This is a genomic window from Kaistella soli (assembly GCF_019038595.1).
GTDB classification, from domain to species: domain Bacteria; phylum Bacteroidota; class Bacteroidia; order Flavobacteriales; family Weeksellaceae; genus Kaistella; species Kaistella soli.
The window spans coordinates 63,865-87,953 of record NZ_JAHOPF010000007.1 but is presented as its reverse complement, the minus strand read 5'-3'; the positions used below and the strand labels follow the sequence as shown (position 1 = coordinate 87,953).

Here is a 24,089-nt window from a genome sequence, read left to right as displayed (position 1 = left end):
AGAAAGTGGTTTTTTTATGCTCTATTGTTAAGGAAAAAACTTTTTAAAATTGTAATTTTGTACAAACAAGAAATTTATGCAATTTTTAGACGAATATCAGGAGATCGTAGCGAAAGCGGTAGATAAATATATATTTAAAGACAAGCCCGCGGAGCTTTATGATCCGATGAACTACATTATTTCACACGGCGGAAAAAGGTTACGTCCGATAATGGTCCTGATGGCAAGTGAAATGTTTGGAGGTGATCTGCAGAAAGCCATAAAACCGGCATTGGCTATTGAGTTTTTTCATAATTTCACCCTGATTCATGATGATATAATGGATGAGGCTCCTTTAAGACGTAATCAGCCAACCATTCATACCCTTCACGGCATCAATACCGGTATTCTTTCCGGTGATGCGCTTCTTTTAAAAGCCTATAAGTTTTTTGAAGATTTAGAACCTGAGCTGTTCAAAGCCTGCATCAGGGTTTTTACCCACACCGGACTTCTGCTTTGCGAAGGTCAGCAGTACGACATCAATTTTGAAACATTAGGTGATGTAACTTTCAACGATTACATCCGTATGATTACTTATAAAACAGGGGTTTTAAGCGCTTCTTCTTTTGAAATCGGAGCGTTGATTGCCGGAGCTGATTTTAAAGACGCAAAAGCGATATTTAATTTCGGTAAAAATGTAGGTATTGCTTTCCAGATTATGGATGACTACCTCGACGTATTCGGAAATCAGGAACAGTTCGGTAAAAAACATGCAGGAGATATCTACGAAAACAAAAAAACAGTTCTTTATCTTCTGGCAAAAGAGCACGCCACTGAAGAAGAGCGCAAAGAACTGGAATACTGGTACGCCAAAAAAACGGATAATGTAGATAAAGTTTACAGTGTAGAGAAGATCTTCCGACGTACAAAAGTGGATGAAAAAACCCTTCATCTGATTCAGAAATACAACGAAATCGCACAGGGTTATCTGAAACAGATCAACGTTCCGGACGAGAGAAAAAAACCTTTCATCGAACTTGCCAATTACCTGTTGAGAAGAGAGTCTTAGCAAGAGTTTTTCAGTTCCGATATCAAAATAAATTTTTAAAAAGACGTGATCAAATAAACACGTTTACAGCAGTCCTTAAAAAATGAAATTCCGCACCGAAGTAGAAATCCCGAATTCCGACCATAAAATTGAAGTTGAAGATCATGTTTTTTCAATAGGATCATGTTTCGCGTCAGAAATATCCGATCTGATGAAAACTGCACAGATTCAAACGCTGAACAATCCCTTCGGAACGGTTTTCAATCCATATTCCATTAATCATTCGCTGAAAAAACTTCACGATGCCGAGTTTTATACAGAGGAGGAGTTGATTAAGTTTAATGATGAAATGATTTCTCTGGATCATCACAGCAGTTTCAGTTCGAGGTTTGTGCATCAGACTCTGGAAAAAATCAACCAGAATATTGAGGCAGGAAACCGTTTTCTGCAAAATACCAATTGGGTGGTGATTACTTACGGAACCTCATTTATTTATGAATTTCTGCCGAAACAGAAACTGGTGGCCAACTGTCACAAAATCCCGGGAAAGTACTTCAGTAAAAGACTGCTGACCAATTTGGAAATTACGGATTCCATTTACGAAACCATTACCTTATTAAAAGATATCTGCAAAGAAAATGTGCAGATTCTGTTTACCGTTTCCCCTGTTCGCCACACAAAAGACGGGATGGTGGAGAACAACCTGAGTAAATCAAAGCTAATTTCGGCAATTCACGAAATTCTGCCGCAATTTGAAAACTGCCACTATCTTCCAGTTTATGAGATTCTGATGGATGACCTGCGCGATTACCGCTTTTATAAGGAAGATTTAATTCATCCGAATAAGCAGGCGGTTCAGTACATTTGGGAAAAATTCGGGAACGCTTTTTTTTCAGACGAAACCATGGATTTTGTGGAAGAAAATTTTAAAATTGCAAAAGCATTATCGCATAAAACCTTTGACGAGAAAAGTCCAAAACATCAGGAATTTCTCTCCACTGTTGAAAAAAGGATCGCTTCTCAGCAGGCAAAAGTGAAGCATAAAATATTTTAAATTGTATGGGCAGCTTTATCCGCCTTCCACTCCCGCTTTTTTGCTCCGCTATGCTGCACAAAAAGAGCTCCGTTCAAGTCGGGCTGCATACAGAAAAACAGATATAATGATCGATACTCACACCCATTTATATTCCGAAGAATTTGATCAAGACCGCAGGGAAATGATTGAAAGGGCCTTCAGTAAAGGCGTTTCAAAATTTTATCTTCCGGCAATCGATTCGGATATCCACGAAAAAATGCTCGCTCTGGAAAGCGAATACCCCGGCCAGATTTTTTCCATGATGGGATTGCATCCATGTTACGTAAAACCCGAAACCTGGGAAAAAGAACTGAAAATTGTGGAGAATTACCTCGGTGAAAGAAATTTTCCCGCAATTGGGGAAATCGGGATCGATCTGTATTGGGACAAAACCACTTTGGATATTCAGGTCAAAGCATTCGAACAGCAGATTGACTGGGCGATTGAGAAAGATCTGCCTATCGTGATTCACACGCGGGAAAGCTTTGATGAAACTTTTGAAGTGCTTGAAAGAAAAAAACACCCGAAACTGCGCGGAATTTTCCACTGTTTTTCAGGAAATTTAGAGCAGGCAAAACGCGCCATTGATTTGAATTTTATTTTAGGAATCGGTGGAGTAGTGACTTTCAAAAACGGAAAGATTGATCAGTTTCTTCATGAAATTCCATTAGACAAGATCGTGCTGGAAACCGATTCGCCTTATCTTGCGCCGGTTCCGCACCGCGGAAAAAGAAATGAAAGCGCATACCTTGATTTGGTTGCGGGAAAACTTGTGAATATTTACGGTAAAGATTTTTCAGAAATCGACAGAATTACCACAGAGAATGCCGAAAGGATTTTCTCCAGGGCATAAAAAAACCGCAAAGTTTAACTTTGCGGTTTTTTTATTATTGTAATATCTTACTTGCTTCTGGAAAAATTACTTTTATTTTTCGGTTTTTTGAAGCCGATATTTTCCTTTGCCTGCGGTTTTGGTCTTGGCTGAAAAGGTTTGTTATTTGAGTCCCTTTTTTGAGCCACCAGATTATCGGTGTGAAAAGGATGTTCTTTTTCAACAGGAATTTTCTTGCCAATAAGTTTCTCAGTGTTTTTTAAGTTGACGAGATCCAGTCCGTCAACAAAAGAAATGGAGGAACCGTCAGCTCCCGCACGTCCTGTTCTTCCGATACGGTGAACATAGGTTTCGGAAACATCAGAAAGTTCGAAGTTTACTACATATTTCAGTTCGTCAATATCGATTCCTCTTGCGGCAATATCGGTCGCAACGAGGATTCTTGTTTTTCCTGATTTGAAATTATTCAGTGCATTCTGTCTCTGATTCTGAGATTTGTTTCCGTGAATAGCTTCAGCGGAAATCTTGTGCGACTGCAGTTTTCTGGCAATTTTATCAGCACCGTGTTTGGTTCGTGAAAATACCAGCACCGAATCGGAAATGTCTTTCTGAAGAATATGCGTCAGTAATTCCAGCTTATCTTCTTTTTCTACGAAATATACTTTCTGCTGAATGGTATCCGCCGTAGCTGAAACCGGTGCAACGGCAACTTTCACAGGATTGTTAAGGATGGAATTGGCTAACGTTTTAATTTCGTCAGGAAACGTTGCTGAGAAAAATAAGGTTTGTCTTTTCTGGGGAAGAAGCTTTACGATTCTTTTCACATCGTGTACAAAACCCATGTCCAACATTCTGTCTGCTTCATCGAGTACGAAGATTTCTAAATTTTTGAGTGAAATAATTCCCTGGGAAATAAAATCTAAAAGTCTTCCCGGAGTTGCCACGAGAATATCTACGCCTCTTTTAAGAGCAGCTTCCTGAGCGCCCTGTTTTACCCCGCCGAAAACGACAAGATTTCTCATCTTTAAGTGTCTTCCGTATGCGTTGAAGCTTTCCTCGATCTGAATCGCCAACTCTCTGGTAGGCGTTAAGATCAACGCTTTGATCTGATTGTTTCTGAGGTTTTTCTGGGTTAAATTCTGTAAGATAGGAATTGCAAATGCTGCAGTTTTTCCGGTTCCTGTCTGTGCGGTTCCGAGTAAATCTCTGCCTTGTAAAATGCTTGGGATTGCCTGTTCCTGAATTGGGGTTGGTTGTGTATAACCTTCTTCCTGTAACGCTTTTGCGATAGGGTCGATTAATTGTAAGTCGGTAAAATTCAAATGAAATGTTTTTAATTAAAATAAAATGAGCTGTGCGTCATTCTTTTTATAATGTAACGAAGGAATGAATCGAAAAATTCCGTAAAATTTTAAGTGTTCCGCAGGATGCGGATTCATCAAGAATGACATCGTTCATAAAAAATCCTTCCGTGAACAAGAATTTTGTGGTGCAAAGATAGTGTAAATTAATTTAGCAGTCTGGAAGTGTTAAATTCATTTATAAGTGTTTGGAAATCAGTGTGTTTTTTGTCCTTGCTTTACTTTTGTCCAGGTCTGGGATTTTCGCATATCTTCGATGAAGGTGTAAAGTTCGCGCAGTTTTTCGGTTCCGTGTTTTCCGTAATCCTGAATGTTTTTTTCGGTTCCGTCAGCGAAAGTGATCTTAAGATAGGAAGTCGGTAAGTCAGTGACGTTCTTGTTTCCGTAATAATCTTTGAGTGAATTCAGATTTAGTGAATCAAGCTTTGAAATAAGAGTATCGTAATCTTCCTGTTTAATTGTTGCTTTGAATGTCCCTTCTTTCTGCCCTGAAAAATCATCTTTTGTACGTCCTTCGGTGAAGGTAAATCTTTCTGCTTCGATTACTGCAGTGCGGTCCGGATTAACGGTCAGTTTAAAAATAGGACAAAAGCCAAAACATGCTCCTGCTTCGTACTGTATTTTTGAATATTTTGCAGAATTGGGTGTCGCGCAGGAAATCATCAGGATAAAGCTTAATAAACTTAAAAGGTATTTCATAATCTCATTTTGACAATTCAGCTCAATTATTGTTCCAAAAAAAAATAGATTTGAAACTGATCAAATCTATTTTTAATGTTATAAAAAGAAAAATTTTATCCGTGGAGTTTTTTCCAGATCGCGTCCTTCAGTTCCATCAGTCCTTCCTGAGTAATTGCTGAAAAGAAAATCGGCTGTCTGTTTTCCGGGAATTTTTGTGAAATTTCATTTTTCAGTTCCTCATCCAGCATGTCAGCTTTAGAAATAGAAATAATGAAATCTTTATCTAAAAGTTCCGGATTGAATTCTTTCAGTTCGTTTTCAAGAATTTTAAATTCCTGAAAATAATCTTCAGCATCGGCAGGTATCAGAAATAAAAGTATGGAGTTTCTTTCGATATGTCTCAAGAAACGGTGACCGAGGCCTTTACCTTCCGCAGCTCCTTCGATGATTCCCGGAATATCCGCCATCACGAAAGATTTGTAATTACGGTAATCCACAATTCCCAAATTCGGAGTCAGGGTGGTAAACGCGTAATCTGCTATTTTTGGTTTTGCGGCAGATACTGCTGCAAGAAGCGTTGATTTTCCTGCATTCGGGAAACCGACAAGACCGACATCAGCTAAAAGCTTTAGTTCGAAAGTTACATAACCTTCTTCACCGGGAAGTCCGGGCTGTGCATATCTTGGTGTTTGGTTAGTGGAAGACTTGAAATGTTCATTCCCCAATCCGCCTTTTCCGCCATGCATGATGATGATTTCCTGACCGTCCTCCATGATTTCGGCGATAATTTCACCTTCCTCGTTTCTGGCAATGGTTCCGATGGGAACTTCGATATAAACATCTTCACCGTAAGCTCCGGTTAACTGGTTTTTCTGGCCGTTATGTCCGCGTTCTGCTTTGATGTGACGGGTGAAACGTAAAGGTAAAAGCGTCCATTCGTGGGCGTTTCCTTTCATAATTACGTGGCCGCCGCGTCCGCCGTCACCGCCGTCGGGACCGCCTTTCGGAATATATTTCTCACGGCGGAGATGCGCTGAACCGGCACCGCCATGACCACTTTTACAGTGGATTTTTACGTAATCTACGAAATTTGACATAGTATTTCAAGAGCCAAGCGCCAAATAAAATGAATCAACTATTAATTCAGTTTTTGGGTTGACAGTTTTTTAATTATTATTTTGAACCTTAAATAAAAGTGTAGAATTATTACAGTCACCAAATTTGGCTCATCTTACTTTTACCGGCTCTTATTTTATTTTCTCTACTTCTGCAAAAAGTTTCTGGGAAATCTCGTCGATTCCTCCCACACCGTTTACTTCAATATATTTACCCTGCTGTTTGTAAAGTTCCGCTACTTCAGCGGTCTTTGCGTAATATTCTTTGATTCGGGTTCTGATGATCTCTTCATTGGAATCATCAGTTCTTCCGCTTGTTTCACCTCTTTTTAAAAGCCGCTCCACTAAAATTTCGTCATTCACCACTAAAGAAAGGCAAACCGAAATATCATCATTCAGAATTTCTTTTACAATTTCTTCCAATGCCGCTGTCTGGTTTGCAGTTCTTGGATATCCGTCGAAAATAAATCCGTTGGTATCCGTAGGTTTCTTCACTTCCTCAACCAGCATGTCTGTTGTTACCTGATCCGGAACCAATTCGCCTTTATCGATATAGGATTTAGCAAGTTTACCAAGATCAGTACCGTTTTTCATGTTGTACCGGAACAGATCGCCTGTTGAAATTTGCTTAAGATTAAATTTTTCAATCAGATTCTGCGCCTGAGTGCCTTTTCCGCTTCCTGGAGGACCGAAGAGAACGATGTTTATCATTTTATTAGATTAGATTTGAATTTGAAGGTTGAGCTAATTTCTCAACTTTAAAAATTATTATTATTCATTAATACGGCCTTCTTCCAGCTGATATAGATCTCTGAGGTTTCTGCTCAGTTCATCATAATCCAGGCCGTAACCCAATACGAATTTGTTCGGTATTTCTTTCCCCACATAATCGATTTTGAAGTCTTTCTTATAAACATCAGGTTTTAAAAGGAAAGTAGCCAGTTTAACCGATTTTGGTCTTTGGGTTTCTTTAAAATACTGAAAAAGGCTTTCCACCGTGTTGCCGGTGTCCACGATATCCTCCACCAAAATAATATGGCGGTCTTTAATGTCTTTCGTGAGTTCCATTTTCTGATAAACAATTCCGGTAGACTGTGTGCCGGCATAAGAACTCATCTGGATAAAAGCGATTTCGCATTTCCCGGGATAATGTTTTAATAAATCGGAAAAAAACATGATAACTCCGTTCAAAACACCTATGAATATAGGAGTTTCGTCTTTATAGTCTTCATAAATCTGTAGTGCGGTTGCTTTAACGATTTCCTGAATTTCTGCGTCCTTCAGATAAGGAACAAAGGTTTTGTCGTGAACTTTAATGGATTCCATAGATTATTTGCAAAGCGCAAATTTAAGGTTTTTTAAATAATTTTTTTGAATTAAAATTTTTTAGCTTTTTCGAACGCGGTTTAGGTTAAAAAAATGTTATTTATCCCGTATATTTTTGTCGGAAAGTTTTATAAAATCTATTTTTGTAGAAATCTAAAAAAAAGTAAAATATGTCAACTTATGTGGTTGTTGGTCTTCAGTATGGTGATGAAGGCAAAGGTAAAATTACGGATGTTTTATCGGCGAAATCTGACTATGTAGTTCGTTTTCAGGGCGGTGATAACGCAGGGCACACGGTGTATGCCGGTGAAGAAAAATTTGTTTTGCATTTGCTCCCTTCCGGAGTGCTGCAGTGCAAAGGCAAATGCGTCATCGCAAACGGAGTGGTGGTAAACCCGAAATCCTTCATGAAAGAAATTGCCCAGATTGAAGAAAAAGGAATGAAAACAGATCATGTTTTTATCAGCCGCAGAGCTCATGTCATCATGCCTTATCATATTTTGCTTGATACTTACCGCGAAGAAGAAGCGGGAGGAACTTTCATCGGAACCACAAAAAAAGGAATCGGTCCGTGCTACGAAGATAAGATCGCAAGAGTTGGAATCAGAATGGTTGATCTTTTGAATCCTGATGTTTTGGCAGAAAAAATCAAGAAAAATCTAAAAATCAAGAATTCACTTTTCGAGAAATATTTTGAAAAGCCAACCCTGGAGTTTGAAGAGATTTACAATGAATTCCTGGAAATGGGTGAAAAACTTAAAGACAGAATTGTGGATACTGAAGTGGAACTTAATCAGGCTATTCACGACGGAAAAAACATTCTTTTTGAAGGCGCGCAGGCTGCAATGCTGGATATTGATTTCGGTACTTATCCGTTTGTAACTTCGTCATCTCCGACAACAGGCGGAGTGTGTTCAGGAGCCGGAGTGCCGCCGACAAGCCTTAAAAACCTGATTGGTGTGGCTAAAGCTTATACGACGAGAGTTGGCGAAGGACCGTTTCCAACAGAACTCGATAACGAACTGGGTGAAAAAATAAGACAGATAGGTTTTGAATTCGGTGCAACCACCGGTAGACCGAGAAGGACCGGCTGGCTTGATCTGGTTTCTCTGAAACACGCTACCATGATCAACGGAATCAATAACTTGGTCATCACGAAACTGGATGTTCTCTCCGGAATTCCAACCCTGAAAATTGCGACAAAATATCAGACAGAGGACGGAAAAATCATCGATTACTTTACATCATCAACGACCAAACTTTATAATTACGAACCCATCTACGAAGAACTGAAGGGCTGGGATGAAGATATCACCAAGGTAAGAAGCTATGATGAACTTCCAGAAAATGCAAAAAAATATATTGAGTTTATCGAAAATTATCTCGGCATCAATGTTTATCTGGTTTCAGTAGGACCGGAAAGAAGTCAGAATATTATACGGAAAGAACTCTTTTAAAAATAAAAGTGCTTAAAACAAGGCTGTCGATATGTTCGGCAGCTTTTTTTTTTGTGCAAATTGAAAAAAAATAAATGAAAGAATTTTTGAGTTAAGCTAAAATTTGAGAATATTTTAAACTTAATTACGGTTTGTCGATACACTGTACAGTGTTTTTAATTGATTATTTTCATATTGCTGTGTGTCGAATAGTTTTTGATGGATAATGATCAATAAAGTGGCTTGTTGTTTGATGATATTTTAATAATAATTCGATAAAAATAGCAATCATGTAATTGTGGTTTTTTGACGGATGATAACTTTTTAAATCTTATTGTCATGAAAAATTTTTTAACTTCTGATCAGGATTTCCGTTTTAATGAAATTCTTTTCGAAAACCGTAACAAGAATTACGGTGCGTATGTTTTAAGAAATCAGGAAGGATTGATTCTTCAGAAATCTTTGTTGATTGGCGTTGCATTTTTTGCCGCAATGGCAATAACCCCTTTGCTGATCAATTCATTCAGTACAAAAGAAGCAATACCAACTGAGGCTCCAACCGGTCATGTTTTAAAACGGGTTGATCAGGCCCCGGAAAAAACCCCAGAAGTTGTAAAGCCAATAGTTCCGCCAAAAGTTAATACCTATGATTCCAGACTTGCTATACCGACTAAAAATGCCGTCGAAGTAAAACCGCTTACAAAAGCAGAAAAAACGGATGCAGTTCCGGGCATCAGTACTGATCTTGGAAATCCACCGGCAACAGTGATCAGCCCGCCAAATGTGGATGTTCCGACAGTGAAAGTTCCTGATGTGGCTGCAGTTCCAAAAACGGTTGATAATTCACCTGCGATAATAGTTGATGTAGAGGCAAGTTTCAATGGTGGAATTAATTCTTTTAGAAATAAAGTGGTTAATAATTTCAATACCGGTGATTTTGAAGGAAGTGGGGAAATGATGAGAACCACAGTTTCATTCATTGTAGAAAAAGACGGTACTATTTCGAACATAAAGGCGAGTGGCTCCAATTCACAGTTTAATTTTGAAGCGGAAAAAACGATTAGAAATATTAAAGGAAAATGGATTCCTGCAAAACTCAACGGAGAAAATGTGAGAAGCTATTTCAAGTTCCCGATTTCGATGCAATTTGAGTGAAAATAAACCGAAAAATATTTTAAATCCACTTATCCACAAAAACTATTGTTTTGTGGATAATTTTTTTCCTGTATAATCTTTTAATTAACAATACTTTAACCTAAACAGAGTTATTAACAATCATCCGAAAATCAGAAAAAAGTGTATTTTTGGTAATTAAAATATAAAGAATGGCTAAAGTTATAGGTGTTGCAAATCAGAAAGGTGGTGTAGGTAAAACAACTACTGCCGTAAATTTAGCAGCGGCATTGGGGGTTTTGGAAAAGAAAATTCTGTTGATTGATGCTGATCCACAGGCAAATGCAACTTCCGGTTTGGGTATTGAAGAGGCTAGTTTTTCAACATACAATCTTTTGGAACACAGTGCTGACGCCGGCAAATGTATTCAGAAAACGGCATCACCTAATTTAGATATCATTGCTTCCCATATCGATTTGGTTGCAGCGGAAATTGAGCTTGTTGACCGCGAAAACCGCGAATACATGCTAAAAGAAGCACTCAAATCAATCAGAGACGATTATGATTATATCATTATCGACTGCGCGCCGAGTTTAGGTTTAATTACCATTAATGCGCTGACGGCGGCAGATTCAGTAATCATTCCTATTCAGTGCGAGTATTTCGCTTTGGAAGGTTTGGGTAAATTACTGAACACGATTAAAAACGTTCAGAAAATTCACAACAAAGATCTTGATATTGAAGGTCTGCTTTTAACGATGTATGATTCCAGGTTAAGACTTTCCAATCAGGTTGTTGAGGAAGTAAACTCGCATTTCCCTGAAATGGTTTTCGAAACCATCATCAGCAGAAATGTACGTTTAAGTGAAGCGCCGAGTTTCGGTGAAAGCATCCTGAACTATGATGCTGAAAGTAAGGGAGCTATTCAGTACCTTCAGCTTGCAGAAGAAGTTTTACTGAAAAACGAAAATTTAGTACAAAATTAAAAACTGATTTTTAGCTGATTGGAATACAATCAATTATTCAAAATCAATCATCATTTATATAGAATGAAAGACAAGAAAAGAGCAATGGGAAGAGGTTTGGGTGCTATTCTAAGCGCCGAATCCAAAGCCACCGTCAATTCCGCAACCGATGAAGGTGCAGATAAATTTGTAGGAAATATTGTGGAAGTGTCCCTGGATGATATTTATGCGAATGCTACCCAGCCGCGTACTTATTTTGATGAAAAAGCGCTGAACGATTTGGCGCAGTCCATTAAAAATTTGGGCGTCATTCAGCCGGTTACTTTAAGGAAAGACGGAGATAAATTCGAAATTATTTCGGGGGAAAGACGTTTCCGGGCGAGTAAAATTGCCGGTTTGGATAGTATTCCTGCGTATATCCGTTTGGTAAATGATCAGGAATTGCTCGAAATGGCTTTGGTAGAAAACATCCAGCGTGAAGATCTGGATGCGATCGAAATTGCACTTACTTATCAGCGGTTACTCGAAGAAATCGGCATGACACAGGAAAACCTGAGCCAGAGAGTAGGAAAGGAGCGAAGCACCATTACCAATTCTATCCGTCTTTTGAGGTTAGATCCCGATGTTCAGAACTCGATCCGAAGCGGCGAAATTTCCGCAGGTCACGGAAGAGCGATCATCAGTCTGGACGATGCTGAAAAGCAGGATATACTTTTCAAAAAAATCATTCAGAACAATTTGAGTGTCCGCCAGGCTGAACAGGAATCGAATTTGCTTAAGAACCCTGTTGTTTCGGAGAAAAAGCAAAAAGCTGTCATTCCCAATCAGTTTAAAAAAGCGGAGAAAAATCTGGCAGATATTTTAGACGTAAAAGTTGAAATAAAAACTGCTGCAAACGGAAAAAAAGGAAAAATAGTTCTCGATTTTAAAAATGAAGAAGAACTGGAACACATCCTTTCACACTTTAATAAATGAAGAAACTTACGGTAATTTTCATTCTGCTGTTTTCGCTGAAAATTTTCGCACAGGTAAGTCCGAAAGATACGATCCGTGTCGAGAATTATCCCCGAGATTCCGTTTCAACGAAAAAGGCGAAATCTGAAGGACAGGTTCTTACGGAAATTCAGGAAGCAAATGCGGCACCTGCAGCAATGAAATTCAATCCGACAAAAGCTGGCCTTTACTCGGCAGTTTTGCCAGGTTTGGGACAATATTACAATAAAAAATACTGGAAAATCCCTATCGTTTGGGGCGGTATCGGCACCGGCGTTGGGATTACCCTTTGGAATCAAAAACAATATACTAAATACAGGGATGCTTTTATCGCACAGCTGAACGGACAGCCTCACGAATTCTCAGACGTTCCCGGAATTACGGCCGATGCTTTGGGAAGAGTGCAGGACCGCGCCAAACGGCAGCGCGATTATGCCATTGCGGTAACGGGTTTGGTTTACATTCTCAATATTGTAGATGCCGTGGTGGATGCCCATTTGTATGAAGGCCGCAAAGATCCGGATCTGGCTTTGAAACCGACGGTTATTTACGATGAGTTCGGTAAGCAGAATTCAAAAGCAGGTCTCAGTTTGAGTTATAATTTTTAATAAACACCACGCAGTCTGCGTAAAAATATCATGAAAACAGCAATTGTAGGTTACGGAAAAATGGGCAGAATCATTGCCGACATTGCCGCAAAAAGAGGTCACGAAATCGTTGCCACACTCAATGAAACGCCAACTCTGGAGAATTTGAATAATCCGGATGTGGTGATCGAATTTTCCAATCCGGAAGTGGCTTTCAACAATATTAAGATCTGTCTCGAGAATAAAATCCCTGTCATCTGCGGCACTACAGGCTGGCTCGACAGGAAACCGGAAATAGAAAAAATCGCTTTGGAAAACGGTACCGCATTTCTGTACGGTTCCAATTTCAGTTTGGGTGTGAATTTATTTTTTGCATTAAATGAAAAACTTGCGGATCTGATGAAAAACTTCAGCGAGTATCAGGTTCAGCTTGAAGAAATTCACCATACCCACAAAAAGGACGCGCCAAGCGGAACAGCGATTTCTCTTGCGGAAGGTATTATTAAAAATGACAGCAGATTTGACGCATGGAAACTGGATGAAACCAAAGAAAATGAACTGGGGATTTTCGCCATCCGGGAAGATGAAGTTCCCGGTACACACAGCGTTTTCTACAGAAGTGAAGTGGACGAGATCGAAATCAAACATACGGCATTCAGCAGAGACGGATTTGCACTCGGCGCTGTAATCGCTTCAGAATGGATTCAGGGAAAAACCGGAAATTTTTCCATGAAAGATGTGCTTTTCGCTTAGGCAGCTGAAATGTATTCCAACTAAGTTACCGCCGGCATTCTGATGGATCTGTAACAAAACCTGTTTAAAACAAACTAATTAACCAGTTTTAAAAATTACCAAATAAGAAATATGAATTATTTTCTGACTTATACCGTATATGTCTTAATCCTCTCAGTTCTGATGGGGATTTCTACATGGAAACTTTTCAAGAAAATGGGCTACAATCCGCTTTTTGCTTTTGTGCCTTTTTACAATTACTATATCATTCAGAAAGAAACCAAACATTCGCCATGGTGGGTGGTGATGGCTTACCTTCCGATTGTAGGACCCATTATGATGACGGTTTTCCATTTGTTTTTAATGAAACATTTCGGTAAAACTTCTTTTTCCCAGAAATTGCTTACGGTGATTCTTCCTTTTATATATATGGCTTTTGTAAATTATTCAAAGGATGCTGAGGTTTATGAAGAAGATGCACTGTATTTAACGGAAGATGAGAAAAAGGAAAAAAAGAAAGAATCGTTCTTAGGCTCCGTAACTTTTGCGGTAGTTTTCGCCACCATCGTTCACGTGTTTTTGACCCAGCCTTTCGGAATTCCGACAGGTTCCATGGAAAGAACACTTTTGGTTGGAGATTTCCTTTTTGTAAACAAATGGAGCTACGGATACAGAATGCCGATGCGTCCTCTGGCGATTCCGTTTCTGCAGGGAACCATTATGGACACCGGTGAAAAAGGCAATCCCAAAGATGATCCGAAATCATATGTAGACGCTGTTAAACTTCCATATTCCCGAATTCTGCAGTTCAGCAAACCGCAGAAAAATGATATTGTTGTTTTCAATTATCCTCAGGATTCTGTTCATACCGCGATCGACCGGAAAGATCCTTATGTAAAACGCTGCGTGGCGGTTGCAGGGGATGTTATCGAAATGAGAGCTGGCCGGCTCTTCGTCAACGGTAAACCCGAAACTATTTTAGGAGACCAGAAAGAACAGCACAAATTTATCGCAACTACAGGAAGTCAGCTTGATGTTCCTTCTCTGTACAGAAAATACGGCTTTTTACCCGTTCAGGAAATTCAGACTCAAACCGGATATCTTTACGATTTTCAGGGACTGACGGACGAAACGGCAAAAGAAATCAGACAGCTTCCGCAGATTATCGAACTTAAAGAACATGTCTGGGAAAAAGACTCCGCTGCGGTTTCTTATAAAGTGAATGCAGCGAAAGACGCTTACACAAAGAATTTAGACACGACACAATCCATTTTCCCGATCAACAGAAAATGGAATCAGGATTGGTACGGTCCCCTGAAAATCCCGAAAAAAGGCGATGTAGTTACCCTGAATCAGGAAACTTTACCGGAATATCAGTGGATCATTTCGGAATACGAGCACAACAAGCTTGAAAACAAAAACGGAAAAATATACGTCAACGGCAAAGAAACCACTCAGTACACCATTCAGCAGGATTATTATATGATGATTGGTGATAACCGCGACGCTTCCCTGGATGCGAGATTCTTTGGATTCGTACCGGAAGAAAATATCGTCGGAAAACCAATGTTTACCTGGATGAGTGTTGAAGGTCTTTTCGCGGATAAAAGTTCATCTTATCAGCCTGAAGGCAAAAAAATCCGCTGGGACAGGATGTTCAAAGCGACCAATACCGGTGAAGCCAACAAAACTTCCTACTGGTGGGTTGCAGTACTGATCCTCGGCCTGTTTTTCGGTTGGGATTATTTCGCAAAACTCTTCAGGAAGAAAGAGAAGGAAGATTAATTTCTCAGGAGCTGATTCCCGCTTTCCGCTGTATCTTTTTCTTTTTTGTGTAAAAAAGAAAAAGGATGCCGCTTCAATCGGGGCTATGGGTTCTGTTATACTATTTTATTTACGATCCGAAATGAAAATTTTACTGCCTGTATTTTATCTGCCGCCGGTTTCATGGTTTTCCGTGTTTTTGAGGGGAGATGCCGAAATTATTTTTGAACAGTACGAGAATTTTCCGAAGCAGACTTACCGCAACAGAGCAAATATCTACGGAGCTAACGGAAGACTCTCCCTGATTATTCCGGTGAGCCACAACGGGAAAAGACCAATGAAGGAAATCGAGGTTTCTCACCGCGAAAACTGGCAGAAACAGCACTGGAAATCTATAAAAACAGCTTATCAAAGCTCGGCGTATTTTGAGTTTTATGAAGATAAGATTGAAAGGATTTTCAGTTTCGAAACCAATTCTCTGCTTCAGTTTAATCTTAACGCTATCAGCATCATCCAAAAAATTCTGAAAACAGAAAAGGCATATTCTTTGAATGATGAATTCTTCAGGAATCCTTTGGAGGAAAATTACAGAGAAAGATTTTCCGCAAAAACCGAATCCGAATTTGAAATGGAAGAATATTATCAGACCTTCACCGATAAACTGGGTTTTGAAAAAGATCTTTCCGTTTTAGATTTAATCTGTAACAAAGGACCTGAAAGTTTAACTTATTTAAGAAATATTCAGACCAAATAATTTTAATATGAAAAGAATTTTTATTGCATCCTGTTTTCTGACAGGCTTTGCTTCTTTTGCGCAGAATACCGCAGCAGTTTCTTTAGATCCGATGATGGACAAAGATCTGATGACCTGGTATCACAAAGATTTTTCTTCGTCAAATGTATACGGTGTCAATACCGACAATGCCTATAAATATCTTGAATCAAAAGGTTTAAAGGCAAAACCTGTAATCGTTGGTGTTTTAGACAGCGGCGTGGAAGTGGACCATCCGGGTCTGATTAAAAACATGTGGAGAAACGTCAACGAAATTCCCAACAACGGAAAAGATGACGACGGAAACGGATACATCGACGACATTTACGGCTGGAATTTTATCGGCGGAAAGAACGGCGACATTGATGTTGACAATATGGAAGTAACGCGCGTGGTGAAAAAATACCAGTCGGTTTTTGAAGGGCCCAATTCTGCAGCAAACAAATCCAATCAGGCTAAAATGCCGGAAGAATTTGAGATGTACATGAAATCCAAGGAGATTTTTACTAAAAAGAGTGTTGACGCAAAACAGGGGTATGAAACCTATTCAAGAATTCAGAAAATGATTCCAAGTATTGTTGCTATGCTGAACGGGAGAACTCTTACACCGGAGGTCGTAGCAACCATCAAACCTACCACTCAGGAGCAGGCAATGGCAGCTTCGGTTCTTGGTCAGATTGCTTTAGATCCTTCAGTAAAAGGGAAAACACCGGCGGAAGTTCAGACTTTTCTGGAAGCTCAGATGAAAGAGGCTTTGGATTATTATGAACCGCAGGCTACCAAACAGTATAACCTGGATTTTGATCCGCGAGCGTCAGTTGTTGGTGATCAATATGATAACTACTCTGAAAAAGGATACGGAAACAATCATTATGAAGGTCCGGATGCCAAACACGGAACTCACGTTGCCGGAATTATTGCAGGATATCCTCAGGGAAAAGAAATTCAGTACGGTGTCGGATATAAAACCGCAAAAATCATGACCGTGAGAGCAGTTCCGAACGGGGACGAAAGAGATAAAGATGTTGCCAATGCGGTGAGATATGCAGTGGATAACGGAGCAAAGATCTTGAATATGAGTTTTGGAAAACCGGTTTCTCCGGGAAAATCTCAGGTATGGGATGCTTTCAAATACGCACAGGATAAAGGAGTGCTTTTGGTTAAAGCCGCAGGTAATGAAAATGAAGATATTATTGAAAATGTTTATTTTCCTACCAACTTTAAGGAAGCAAATGACGCAAAACCTTTCATTAACAATATGATTGTTGTAGGCGCATCAACCAATAACAACGAGTTTTTGAGAGCAGATTTCTCTAATTATAACCAAAAAATGGTGAACGTTTTCGCGCCGGGCGAGCAGATTTATTCTACCGTGCCGGACGGGAAATATGAGTATCTGCAGGGGACATCAATGGCGTCACCGGTAGTTGCAGGTGCCGCATCAGTGCTTTTGGCTTACATGCCTAACCTGAAACCTGAACAGATTATTGAATCTCTGGTAAAAACTTCCAACAAATCATCTGTGAATGCAATGATTAAATCGAACACCAATAACAGATTTGATCTGATCTCTGAAGCAGGCGGTGTTATTGATTTGAGAAAAGCGGCAGAATATGCCTATACCAACTTTTACAAACCTGCGTCTTCTACTACAACCGTTCCGGTAAAAGCTAAAGCGCTGAAAAAGAAGGTGAAGAAAACAGTAAAAAGAAAATAAATAATAGCATTTGTTTTAAAAGTCCGGTTTATCCGGGCTTTTTTTTATTTAAATTTGATCTTGGCACGGTTTTTTGTAACTTGAATAGTAAATAATTTTATTACTATGAAAAATTTATTACTTACCGGAATTTTAGGCGCTGCTATGAGCATTTCCTGTTCCACTGCAAAAACCGCTCAGACCAACAGAGCAGAATTTCTTAAACTAAAGGGAGATTGGGAAATTACAAGTGTGAATTACGATAAAAACTATAAAATAAAGCCTTTTGATGAAGGAGCAGATGCGCAGTGTTTCGTAGGAAGCCATTGGAGGCTGATTCCGAATAACTGGTCAGGTTCTTATACCCTGAATGGAGGAGGATCATGTCCGAGCGTTATTCAGCCTATTAAATTTGAGGTGGTCAACGGAAACGAATTCAAATTCAAAAAACTTCTTGAAGGTTCCAAAGCGAAAGCAGTGATTGAAGGATACTCATTAAATCTTGTAAGCCAGACTACAGACAGTTTCAGTTTAGAGCAGAATGTACCTTCCAACGGAGAAAACGTAAGAATCGTTTACAACTTCGCCAGAACCGGAATGAAATAACAATATAAATTTATAATTATGAATATTTTTAACAAAACAAATATAGCAGCACTTTTCGTTTCAACTTCTCTGTTGATGACAAGCTGTGAATCCGTAAAGAACGCAAATAACCAACAGAAAGGAACCGTAATCGGTGCTGCAGCAGGTGCAGTATTGGGCGGTGTTTTAGGAAATAATTTAGGTAAAGGTAAAAATGCACCTGCAGGTGCTGTTCTCGGCGGTATCGTAGGTGGGGTTGCCGGAAATGTTATCGGAAGAAACATGGATAAGCAGGCTAAAGAAATTAAAGAAACTTTACCGGGTGCTGAAGTGGAAAGAGTAGGAGAAGGTATTAAAGTTACCATGAAAGAAAATATGGTAAACTTTGGTTTTGATTCTTCTAACCTAACTCCAGCGGCGATGGCTAATCTTGATAAGCTTGCGGATGTGCTTAAAAATAATTTAGATACCAATATCAATATTTACGGACATACAGACAGTAAAGGTACAGATGCCTATAACCTTTCTCTTTCAGACCGAAGAGCAGCTGCTGTGAAATCCTATTTGGTTTCCAAAGGTGTTTCTGCGAGCAGAATGATGACTATGGGAATGGGTGAAAAAGAACCTGTAGCTTCCAATGATACCGATGCCGGAAGAGCGCAGAACAGAAGAGTTGAGTTTGCTATTACTGCAAATGAAGACATGATTAATGACGCTAAAACAGCTCCATAAGACCAAATCACTTTATTATATTTAAGTCCGCTTCGGCGGATTTTTTTATTTTAAAATCACTAAATTTGGAGTTGATTTTTACTTGAATGACGAAATATTTAAAACTTCTCCGCGTGGAACAATGGGTGAAAAACCTCTTTGTTTTTGCTCCTTTGTTTTTTTCGGGAAATATTACCAATTTCGATCTGCTGCTCAAAAGTATTTTTGCTTTTGCGGTTTTCTCCCTCGCCGCAAGTTCCATTTATATTCTCAATGATTATTCGGATATTGAATCCGACAGAAAACATCCTGAAAAAAGAAACCGTCCGCTCGCAAGCGGAGTTATTTCCAAAACAACCGCTATCGGGGTTTTTGTCGTGCTGGTGATCCTATGTATTGCGCTTATTATATCGGGACAGCAGTTTTTTCATCTCAATTACCTGAAATTCGCAACCATCATCGCGCTGTATTTTCTGATGAATATTGCTTACACCTTTAAACTGAAGCACATTGCCATTATCGATGTAACGATTATCGCAAGTGGTTTTGTACTCAGGGTTTTAGCAGGCGGTTACGCGACCGGAATTTATATTTCCCAGTGGGCAATTCTTCTTACCTTCGTTCTGGCTTTGGTTCTTGCCATTGGAAAGAGACGCGGAGAGCTTATCAATGCTCAGATTTCCGGAAAAACCAGAAAAGCCCTGGACGGTTATAATGTTCAGTTCGCAGATATTGCACTTTCCATAAGCTGTACGCTCGCCATTGTCTGTTACCTGATGTTTACCCTTTCGCCAGAGGTGCAGCAGCGTTTTCATTCGAGAGTGTTTTATACGGTATTCTTCGTTGTTTTTGCTTTTCTGAGGTATCTGCAGCAGACGCTGGTGTACAACAAAACCGAATCGCCGACTAAAATTATTTATAAAGACCGGTATATCCAGATTACGCTGGTGCTATGGATCGCGGCCTTTTTACTTCAAATTTACTTCAAATAATGAAACCGAATTTTATACAGAAAGTTACGAATTGGGGGAATTATCCCGTGGTGGAAAAAGAAATGAAGTCGGAAGATGCGATCGAGAAAATTAAAGATTTTGTACGCAATAACAACGAAATTATCGCCCGCGGAAACGGAAGATGTTACGGTGATGCGTCACTTTCCGAACATATATTTTCAACCAAAAGACTCAATAAATTTATCAGTTTCGACCGTCTGAACGGCGTGCTTGAATGTGAATCGGGAGTTTTGCTTTCTGATATTCTGGAAGTTATTGTTCCTCAGGGATATTTTCTGTTTGTAACGCCGGGGACAAAATTTATTTCTGTCGGAGGTGCCATTGCTTCTGACGTTCACGGAAAAAACCATCATACGGAAGGCTGCTTTTCAGAATGTCTTGTGGAATTCTCATTACTGAATGAAAACAGCGAAGTGATTACCTGTTCCAGAACGGAAAATGCCGGAAAATTCTGGGCAACTGTTGGCGGAATGGGACTTACCGGAATCATCATTTCCGCCAAATTCAAACTGAAAAATATTGATACCGCTTATATCCGTCAGGAAAGTATCAGGGCTGAAAATCTAGATGAAATTTTCAAGCTGTTTGATGAAAGCGAATCATGGACTTACAATGTTGCCTGGATCGACTGTCTTCAGACCGGAAAAAATACAGGCAGAAGTATTCTGATGAGAGGTGAGCACGCTTTTAAACATGAACTGCCGAAGAAACTTCAGGAAAAACCTTTAAGACTGAAGAAAAAAAATATTCCCACAGTTCCGTTTTATTTCCCGGGTTTTTTACTGAACAGTACCACGGTAAAGCTGTTTAATTTCTTCTATTTCAATAAGCAGAAGAGTAAGGAGATCAAGAATTATGTAGATTATGAAACCTTTTTTTATCCGCTCGATATCATCAATGACTGGAATAAAATTTACGGAAAAGGAGGCTTTATCCAGTATCAGATGGTAATTCCTAAAGAAAACGGAAAAGCAGGGATGAAGAAAATCCTCGAAACCATTGCAAAAAGCGGAAACGGCTCTTTTCTGGCCGTTTTAAAACTGTTTGGAAAGCAGAATGCTGAAGCGTATAATTCGTTCCCGATAGAAGGTTATACTCTGGCTCTGGATTTTAAGGTGAATTCAAAACTCACAAAACTGGTGGAGCAGCTGGATGCTATTGTGGAAGAATATGGCGGCAGAATTTATTTAACAAAGGACAGCATGAGCAGATCTTCGCTTACCGGCTATCTTAAAAACGTGCAGAATCCTAAATTTGTTTCGCTTCAGTCTAAAAGAATAATTAATAACATTTAATATATAGAGGAAGCAATAAAAACCACTTATTCATTCCTCGTCACCCATCCTTTATGATCGTACTCGGAAGCAATTCAGAAATCGCGCAGGCCTTTGTAGAAAAGATCCTGGAAGCCGGCGGAAAATACTCCACCATCTACCTGTTTACTTCCAATAAAGAAACGACGGAGAAATTCGCCAGACATATCGATGTTAAATTTCTGCAGCAAACACAGGTCATCGAACTCGATCTGCTGAAGGAAACAGATTATACGACCTTCGACGAAATCAGTTCAGATCTTCTTTTCTGCGCAACCGGATATCTCGGAGAAGGCACAGAGGAAAGTCTTTATGATGATAAAAATACCGCCAGAATTATTGATATTAATTATGCAAAACTGATCCCGGTACTTAATTTTTTTGCGGAGAAAATGGAAAGACAGCGTTCAGGAACCATGATTGTACTTTCGTCGGTTGCCGGGGAAAGAGGAAGGCAGAGCAATTTTATTTACGGAAGTGCAAAAGCTGGATTAACGGCTTATCTGAGCGGTTTAAGAAATTATCTTTACAGCAGGAAAGTTCATGTGCTTACCGTAAAACCCGGTTTTATGGATACAAAAATGACGGAAGGACTGCCATTGAATCCTCGTCTTACCGCCAGTCCAAGGCAGGCTGCGGAAGTAATTTATACCGCCTACCGAAAGCAGAAAAATACCGCATACGTTTTGCCGGTTTGGGGCGTTATCATGATGGTGATCAGAAATATTCCTGAATTTATCTTTAAAAAACTGAAACTGTAAATTAGCGGTCTGCGGATCCGCTTTCTGTTTATGAAAAAACTATATTGCTTCGATTTCGACGGGACTTTAACGTACAGAGACACGATGTTTCTGTATCTTAAATTCTATAATTCCAGAACATTTACGGTACAGTTTATCAGGCATATTCCGCTTTTTGTCCTGCTTAAATTAAAGCTTGCCGATGCCGAAAAAGTAAAGAAAAGTTTTATAGCCTCCATCCTGAAAGGAGAAAGTAAAACTGAAATAGAAAATAAGTCCCAGGAATTTTTCAGGCATTTTTATCCTAAAATCTGTCGGGAAAATGCGCTGGAGTTTATTAAGAATATCAACCGCGAACAGACGGAAAGCTATATTGTTTCTGCGTCGCTCGATATCTGGGTACAGCCTTTTGCTGATGCATTTCAAATGAAACTTTTGGCCACGAGAGCAGAGTTCAAAGATGATCTGTTCACAGGAAATTTCATCGGTAAAAACTGTAACGGACCGGAAAAGGTAAGCCGGATAAAAGAAGCAATTGCGGGCAAAAAATTTGATAAAACCATTGCTTTCGGGGACACTTCCGGTGACCGGGAAATGTTGGCGTGGGCAAATGAAAGCCAGTTTGAATTTTTTCACTAATTTTATCTCCCGAAAAATCAAATAAAGAAAGTAAAGAAAATGGATAAAATATATTTGGATAATGCCGCGACCACCCCGCTTTCCGAAGAAGTAATCGATGCAATGGTTTCCGTAATGAAAGTTACTTACGGCAATCCTTCCTCCACCCACAGTTTCGGACAGGAAGCCAAAATCCTTATAGAAAACGTAAGACGCGAAGTTGCAGAATATCTTCACGTGTCGCCCTCAGAAATTATTTTCACTTCCTGCGGAACCGAATCCAATAACATGATTATCAAATCCTGTGTGGATCATTTGGGCGTTGAACGCATTATCACTTCCCCGATGGAGCACAAATGTGTTGCCGAAACGGTTTTGGATATGAAGAAAAGAAGAGGAGTAGAAGTGGTTTATCTCAGACCTGACCACAAGGGAGATTTTGATCTGACAAAACTTGAGGAAGTTCTTAAAAACTCTGAGAAGAAAACGCTTGTAAGTTTAATGCACGCCAATAATGAAATCGGGAATCTTCTGGATATCAAAAAAGTGGGTGAAATGTGCAGAGAAAATAATGCCTTATTCCATTCAGACACCGTTCAGTCCATGGCTCATATGGATCTTGATTTTTCTCAGATTCCGGTAGATTTCGCGTCCTGCAGTGCCCATAAATTCCACGGTCCGAAAGGAAGCGGATTTGCTTTCATCAGAAAAGCGTCAGGTTTGAAGGGAATTATTACAGGCGGTCCTCAGGAAAGAACTTTAAGAGCAGGAACCGAAAATGTTTGCGGCATTGTAGGTTTGGGAAAAGCGCTGGAACTTTCTTTAAAAAACATGAACGAATATGCTTCGCATATCCGAGAAATTAAAAATTACACCATCAGCAGAATCAAAGAGGAGATCGAAGGGGTAAAATTCAACGGAAGAAGTGCGGAAGAAGAAACAAGTCTATATACTGTTTTAAGCGTTTTATTGCCGTTTAAAGACCCGATGATCGGCTTGAAACTGGATATGAAGGGTATCGCCATTTCCCAGGGCAGTGCATGTTCCTCAGGAGCGTCCAAGCCTTCCATGGTAATGTTGATGCTTCTGGATGAGGAAGAAATGCAGCATACTACACCGCTTAGGGTATCTTTCAGCCATCTGACCACCAAAAAAGAAATCGACGCATTAATTGATGCTTTAAAAGAGATTTCTGAAGGTGTTAAGATAGAAAATACTAATTTTGAACATAGATAATTAAGGCTTTGAATTGGCAAGAAAGTTGTAAATTTGAACTTTGAAAATATAATTAAAATATAAAGAATATGGCATTAGAGATTACAGATCAATCATTTCAGGAAATGGTTTTGAACTCAGACAAACCGGTATTGGTTGATTTTTGGGCAGTTTGGTGCGGACCATGCAGAATGCTGGGACCTATCGTTGAAGAAATTGCAACAGATTTCGAAGGAAAGGCTGTAGTGGGAAAAGTGGATGTTGACAATAATCAGCAGGTTTCTGTAGACTATGGCATCAGAAATATCCCTACAGTTTTGATTTTCAAAAACGGTCAGGTCGTGGATAAAATTGTTGGTGTAGCATCAAAAGAGACGATTGCAGAAAAATTATCTGCACATTTATAAAAAATAATGACG

Annotated in this window: 25 protein-coding genes; 20 read left to right on the top strand and 5 right to left on the bottom strand. The window is 39.4% G+C overall.

Annotation, left to right across the window (positions count from 1 at the left end):
• Nucleotides 1-76 precede the first annotated feature (76 nt).
• The 3 genes from KSK37_RS13165 (at nucleotide 77) to KSK37_RS13155 (ending at nucleotide 2,955) form a co-directional block, all read left to right on the top strand.
• Nucleotides 77-1,048, top strand: coding sequence for a polyprenyl synthetase family protein (locus KSK37_RS13165; protein ID WP_217201997.1), 972 nt, complete (start codon nucleotides 77-79; stop codon nucleotides 1,046-1,048).
• Between the two features lie 82 nt (nucleotides 1,049-1,130).
• Nucleotides 1,131-2,081, top strand: coding sequence for a GSCFA domain-containing protein (locus tag KSK37_RS13160; protein WP_217201996.1), 951 nt, complete (start codon nucleotides 1,131-1,133; stop codon nucleotides 2,079-2,081).
• Nucleotides 2,082-2,187: 106 nt separating this feature from the next.
• Nucleotides 2,188-2,955: a TatD family hydrolase gene (locus KSK37_RS13155; RefSeq protein ID WP_217201995.1), complete on the top strand. Its 768-nt coding sequence runs from the start codon at nucleotides 2,188-2,190 to the stop codon at nucleotides 2,953-2,955.
• Nucleotides 2,956-3,002: 47 nt separating this feature from the next.
• On the opposite strand, the gene KSK37_RS13150 is transcribed toward KSK37_RS13155, so the two are convergent.
• From KSK37_RS13150 to hpt, 5 genes are all read right to left on the bottom strand, one after another.
• Nucleotides 3,003-4,256 carry a DEAD/DEAH box helicase gene (locus KSK37_RS13150; protein WP_088360504.1) on the bottom strand — a complete coding sequence of 418 codons (1,254 nt, stop codon included), beginning with the start codon at nucleotides 4,254-4,256 and terminating at the stop codon, nucleotides 3,003-3,005.
• A 234-nt stretch (nucleotides 4,257-4,490) separates the two neighbouring features.
• Nucleotides 4,491-4,994 (bottom strand): DUF6438 domain-containing protein, encoded by a 504-nt coding sequence (locus tag KSK37_RS13145; protein WP_217201994.1) that lies wholly within the window; start codon nucleotides 4,992-4,994, stop codon nucleotides 4,491-4,493.
• 95 nt (nucleotides 4,995-5,089) lie between these two features.
• Nucleotides 5,090-6,073, bottom strand: coding sequence for a GTPase ObgE (gene obgE, locus KSK37_RS13140; protein ID WP_088360502.1), 984 nt, complete (start codon nucleotides 6,071-6,073; stop codon nucleotides 5,090-5,092).
• A gap of 150 nt (nucleotides 6,074-6,223) precedes the next feature.
• Complete coding sequence (locus KSK37_RS13135; RefSeq protein WP_088360501.1) at nucleotides 6,224-6,802, bottom strand: adenylate kinase; 579 nt, start codon at nucleotides 6,800-6,802, stop codon at nucleotides 6,224-6,226.
• A 60-nt stretch (nucleotides 6,803-6,862) separates the two neighbouring features.
• Complete coding sequence (gene hpt / locus KSK37_RS13130) at nucleotides 6,863-7,417, bottom strand: hypoxanthine phosphoribosyltransferase (RefSeq protein ID WP_088360500.1); 555 nt, start codon at nucleotides 7,415-7,417, stop codon at nucleotides 6,863-6,865.
• Between the two features lie 170 nt (nucleotides 7,418-7,587).
• On the opposite strand from hpt, the gene KSK37_RS13125 reads away from it, so the two are divergent.
• The 17 genes from KSK37_RS13125 (at nucleotide 7,588) to trxA (ending at nucleotide 24,077) form a co-directional block, all read left to right on the top strand.
• Complete coding sequence (locus tag KSK37_RS13125; protein ID WP_088360499.1) at nucleotides 7,588-8,874, top strand: adenylosuccinate synthase; 1,287 nt, start codon at nucleotides 7,588-7,590, stop codon at nucleotides 8,872-8,874.
• A 318-nt stretch (nucleotides 8,875-9,192) separates the two neighbouring features.
• A complete protein-coding gene (locus tag KSK37_RS13120) occupies nucleotides 9,193-10,008 on the top strand; it encodes an energy transducer TonB (RefSeq protein WP_217201993.1) in 816 nt (271 codons plus the stop codon).
• Between the two features lie 170 nt (nucleotides 10,009-10,178).
• Nucleotides 10,179-10,952, top strand: a complete 774-nt coding sequence (locus KSK37_RS13115) for a ParA family protein (RefSeq protein ID WP_217201992.1) — start codon at nucleotides 10,179-10,181, stop codon at nucleotides 10,950-10,952.
• A 63-nt stretch (nucleotides 10,953-11,015) separates the two neighbouring features.
• The gene (locus KSK37_RS13110; RefSeq protein WP_217201991.1) at nucleotides 11,016-11,906 is read left to right on the top strand and encodes a ParB/RepB/Spo0J family partition protein; all 891 of its coding nucleotides are present in this window, start codon (nucleotides 11,016-11,018) and stop codon (nucleotides 11,904-11,906) included.
• Nucleotides 11,903-12,532: a DUF5683 domain-containing protein gene (locus tag KSK37_RS13105; protein ID WP_217201990.1), complete on the top strand. Its 630-nt coding sequence runs from the start codon at nucleotides 11,903-11,905 to the stop codon at nucleotides 12,530-12,532. The genes KSK37_RS13110 and KSK37_RS13105 overlap by 4 nt, the downstream gene beginning before the upstream one ends.
• A 30-nt stretch (nucleotides 12,533-12,562) precedes the next feature.
• Nucleotides 12,563-13,264 carry a 4-hydroxy-tetrahydrodipicolinate reductase gene (gene dapB / locus KSK37_RS13100; protein ID WP_217201989.1) on the top strand — a complete coding sequence of 234 codons (702 nt, stop codon included), beginning with the start codon at nucleotides 12,563-12,565 and terminating at the stop codon, nucleotides 13,262-13,264.
• A gap of 111 nt (nucleotides 13,265-13,375) precedes the next feature.
• On the top strand, nucleotides 13,376-15,028 hold the full coding sequence (gene lepB / locus KSK37_RS13095) for a signal peptidase I (protein ID WP_217201988.1): 1,653 nt from the start codon (nucleotides 13,376-13,378) through the stop codon (nucleotides 15,026-15,028).
• A gap of 121 nt (nucleotides 15,029-15,149) precedes the next feature.
• On the top strand, nucleotides 15,150-15,761 hold the full coding sequence (locus tag KSK37_RS13090; protein WP_217201987.1) for a WbqC family protein: 612 nt from the start codon (nucleotides 15,150-15,152) through the stop codon (nucleotides 15,759-15,761).
• Nucleotides 15,762-15,768: 7 nt separating this feature from the next.
• A complete protein-coding gene (locus tag KSK37_RS13085) occupies nucleotides 15,769-17,496 on the top strand; it encodes a S8 family serine peptidase (RefSeq protein ID WP_217201986.1) in 1,728 nt (575 codons plus the stop codon).
• 105 nt (nucleotides 17,497-17,601) lie between these two features.
• Nucleotides 17,602-18,081, top strand: coding sequence for a lipocalin family protein (locus tag KSK37_RS13080; protein WP_088360487.1), 480 nt, complete (start codon nucleotides 17,602-17,604; stop codon nucleotides 18,079-18,081).
• A gap of 18 nt (nucleotides 18,082-18,099) precedes the next feature.
• A complete protein-coding gene (locus tag KSK37_RS13075; RefSeq protein ID WP_217201985.1) occupies nucleotides 18,100-18,792 on the top strand; it encodes a YiaD family glycine zipper/OmpA-like lipoprotein in 693 nt (230 codons plus the stop codon).
• 86 nt (nucleotides 18,793-18,878) lie between these two features.
• Nucleotides 18,879-19,763: a decaprenyl-phosphate phosphoribosyltransferase gene (locus KSK37_RS13070; RefSeq protein WP_217201984.1), complete on the top strand. Its 885-nt coding sequence runs from the start codon at nucleotides 18,879-18,881 to the stop codon at nucleotides 19,761-19,763.
• Nucleotides 19,763-21,079: an FAD-binding oxidoreductase gene (locus KSK37_RS13065; protein WP_217201983.1), complete on the top strand. Its 1,317-nt coding sequence runs from the start codon at nucleotides 19,763-19,765 to the stop codon at nucleotides 21,077-21,079. The genes KSK37_RS13070 and KSK37_RS13065 overlap by 1 nt, the downstream gene beginning before the upstream one ends.
• 53 nt (nucleotides 21,080-21,132) lie before the next feature.
• Nucleotides 21,133-21,858: an SDR family NAD(P)-dependent oxidoreductase gene (locus KSK37_RS13060; RefSeq protein ID WP_088360482.1), complete on the top strand. Its 726-nt coding sequence runs from the start codon at nucleotides 21,133-21,135 to the stop codon at nucleotides 21,856-21,858.
• A 30-nt stretch (nucleotides 21,859-21,888) separates the two neighbouring features.
• Complete coding sequence (locus KSK37_RS13055; protein ID WP_217201982.1) at nucleotides 21,889-22,476, top strand: HAD family hydrolase; 588 nt, start codon at nucleotides 21,889-21,891, stop codon at nucleotides 22,474-22,476.
• 39 nt (nucleotides 22,477-22,515) lie between these two features.
• Entirely contained in the window at nucleotides 22,516-23,691 is a 1,176-nt protein-coding gene (locus tag KSK37_RS13050) for a cysteine desulfurase family protein (protein WP_217201981.1), read from the top strand.
• Nucleotides 23,692-23,759: 68 nt separating this feature from the next.
• Complete coding sequence (trxA, locus tag KSK37_RS13045; protein WP_088360479.1) at nucleotides 23,760-24,077, top strand: thioredoxin; 318 nt, start codon at nucleotides 23,760-23,762, stop codon at nucleotides 24,075-24,077.
• The last annotated feature ends 12 nt before the right edge of the window (nucleotides 24,078-24,089 follow it).